Source organism: Flavobacterium sp. (genome assembly GCF_035760125.1).
Lineage (GTDB): Bacteria > Bacteroidota > Bacteroidia > Flavobacteriales > Flavobacteriaceae > Flavobacterium.
This window is the reverse complement of the sequence record NZ_DASTTN010000274.1, coordinates 1-2,790: the sequence shown is the minus strand read 5'-3', so window position 1 is coordinate 2,790 and position 2,790 is coordinate 1. Positions and strand designations below refer to the sequence as shown.

At 33.3% G+C, this 2,790-nt stretch carries 3 protein-coding genes and 1 pseudogene; 3 read left to right on the top strand and 1 reads right to left on the bottom strand.

The window, feature by feature from the left end:
* The 3 genes from VFS71_RS09895 to VFS71_RS09885 form a co-directional block, all read left to right on the top strand.
* The coding region (locus tag VFS71_RS09895; protein WP_326401028.1) for a sensor histidine kinase at positions 1 to 389 on the top strand (389 nt) is incomplete at its 5' end.
* A 3-nt stretch (positions 390 to 392) separates the two neighbouring features.
* Positions 393 to 1,058, top strand: coding sequence for a response regulator transcription factor (locus VFS71_RS09890; RefSeq protein ID WP_326401026.1), 666 nt, complete (start codon positions 393 to 395; stop codon positions 1,056 to 1,058).
* Positions 1,059 to 1,156: 98 nt separating this feature from the next.
* Positions 1,157 to 2,416, top strand: a complete 1,260-nt coding sequence (locus tag VFS71_RS09885; protein ID WP_326401030.1) for an asparagine synthetase B — start codon at positions 1,157 to 1,159, stop codon at positions 2,414 to 2,416.
* Between the two features lie 74 nt (positions 2,417 to 2,490).
* Here the strand turns inward: VFS71_RS09885 and VFS71_RS09880 are convergent.
* Positions 2,491 to 2,790: pseudogene (locus VFS71_RS09880) on the bottom strand (endonuclease); the annotation flags it as partial.

The following is a 2,790-nucleotide window of genomic DNA, read 5'->3' as shown; positions in this document are numbered from 1 at the left end:
TGGATAAATTTGGTCTTCATGCAGGAATTGAAGAATTATGTGCCGAATTGATTGAAGATGGAGCTATTGCCATTCATTATGAGAACAATTTAGACTTTGATTTTAAAGAGAATAATAGGCATATACATATTTTTAGAATTTTACAGGAGTTATTTGCTAATTCGATAGAGCATGGAAAAGCAACTTCAATCTCTGTTTTTTTTGATGAAATAGATGGAAAAAGAACATGTAAGTATTCAGATAACGGAATCGGTTTTGATTTGAATCAACTGGCAGATCATAAGGGTCTGGGAATGCGAAATGTGGTAAGTAGAGTTGCTGTTTTAGGGGGAAATCTCTCTATTGAGTCACAAATGAATAATGGAATTTCAGTGATTTTTAATTTCTAAATTATGAAGGAAACTATAAAAATAATTTTGGTTGATGATGAAGTTCTATTTAGAAAAGGAATTTCTTTTTTATTATCCAGAGAAGAAAATATTGAAGTGATTTTTGAAGCTTCGGATGGTGTTGAATTAATTGATTTTCTTAAGGGAGATAATCCTAAACCAGATATTGTTATTATGGATTTGAAAATGCCATTGCTCAATGGGATTGAAGCCACCAAAATTATCCATAGAGATTTTTCGAATATAAAAATCATTGCTTTGACGAGTTACGATTCAAAATCATTTATAGCCAATATGATTGATGTTGGGGCTGTTTCTTATTTGGTTAAAAATACTACTCCCCAGGAATTGTTTGCAACCATAAATGAAGTGTCAACAAAAGGATTTTATTATTCAGAATATGTTATGGACATCATTCAAAATGATTTAATTGCCAATAAAAAAACAAAGAGTAGTTTAGATACTGGTTTTATAACTTCCCGTGAACTAGAAGTATTGCAACTTATTTGCAAGCAAAAAAGCACGATAGAAATTGGTGAAAAACTATTCATTAGTCCAAGAACTGTTGAAGGCCACAGAAACAATTTGCTACTTAAAACAGAATCCAAAAATATTGCAGGATTAGTCGTTTATGCTATTCAAAATGCTATCGTGTCTTTGGATATTTAATGGATGAATGTTAAAAAGATTTTTTTGCATGATTATAAAAGATAAAAGGAGTACTTTAATTACTTCCAATTATCTTTGCTTTAAAATAGTTTTCAATGATGTGTAAAAGAATTCTTTTTATATTTATTTTTCTATTATCAATTTCCTCTAGGGCTTCCTTTATTTTGTTGCCGATGGATGAAACAACGCAGCAAAATCACCTTAAAGCGTATGGAATTACCTATTGGTGTTTGGCCAAAAACTATAAGGCCAGTTGGTTACTTAACTACCGTGGAGGTTCTTTTTTATTGCCCGATGCCGAAGAAATTAGGAAGGAATGTCAAATACGAGGTGTGAGTTTTGAAGTCATTTCGGATGCTGAAGAAACATCAATTCTAAATGAGATTTCAAGTCCTTCACAGAATATGGAAGCTGTTATATTAGAAAAAGCTCCCAAAGTTGCAGTTTATACCCCCAAAGGGAAACAACCCTGGGATGATGCTGTTACTTTAGTATTGACTTATGCTGAAATTCCTTTTACACCAATTTATGATGAAGAAGTGTTAAGTGATCAATTATTGCTTTATGATTGGCTCCACTTGCATCACGAGGATTATACAGGACAATATGGAAAGTTTTATGCAGCCTATAAAAATATTCCTTGGTACATTGATCAAAAGAGAGATGCTGAGGCTTTGGCCAAAAAGTTGGGCTACGAAAAGGTATCTCAAGAAAAAGGAGCTGTTGCCAAAAAGATTCGAGATTTTGTAATTGGAGGCGGATTTTTATTTGCAATGTGTTCTGCTACCGATAGTTTTGATATTGCGTTGGCAGCAGACGGTGTTGATATTTGCGAATCGATGTTTGACGGAGATCCCAGTGAAGCCAATTATCAATCCAAACTAAATTTCAATAATACTTTTGCTTTCAAGAATTTTACTCTTGAGCGAAGACCAGAGCAATATGAGTTTTCGGATATTGACATGACCTTAAAAAGAAAGGTTCCCATGGACAAAGATTACTTTACTTTGATGGAATATTCGGCCAAATGGGATTTCATACCAAGCATGTTGTGTCAAAATCATACGCAGTTGATCAAAGGTTTTATGGGGCAAACAACTTCATTTGATCCAGAATTGGTAAAATCGAATGTTCTGGTTATGGGAACTTGTGAACTGAATGGTGAAGCGCGTTACATACACGGTGAAAAAGGAAAAGGAATGTTTACTTTTTATGGAGGTCATGATCCAGAGGATTATCAACACCAAGTGGGTGATCCGGCAACGGTTTTGGATTTACATCCCAATTCTCCAGGTTATCGATTAATTTTGAATAATGTATTGTTTCCGGCTGCCAGAAAGAAAAAGCAGAAAACATAGAAAGAATAAATTTCATACTGAAAAATCCAAATTCCAATTGTAGCTATTGGAATTTGGATTTTTTTTTGGAATAATCAATTCAAGGAAAATTCAAACCAGATGGGAATATGATCGGATACTTTTCGTGCTTCTTTTAAGGAAATGAATTTTTTATAAAACAAAATGACATCCGATTTTATATAGTTTATGGAACTGGTTTTATAAAAGATATTGTCATATTCGGATGCCAGATAATTGCTCCCTTTAGGTTTTGTTTTTAGTGATGTTTTTTGATTTTCTAAAATAGGAGCGAAGCCCATTTTCTTTAAAGGTGTAAAAACTGAATGCGATTGAGGGCAATTGAAATCTCCCGCAAACAGTAGATTCAAAGTAGG

Excerpts from the sequence above, each read along its gene's own strand:
- VFS71_RS09890 (WP_326401026.1), top strand. The coding sequence starts at position 393 with ATGAAGGAAACTATAAAAATAATTTTGGTTGATGATGAAGTTCTATTT.
- VFS71_RS09885 (WP_326401030.1), top strand. The coding sequence starts at position 1,157 with ATGTGTAAAAGAATTCTTTTTATATTTATTTTTCTATTATCAATTTCC.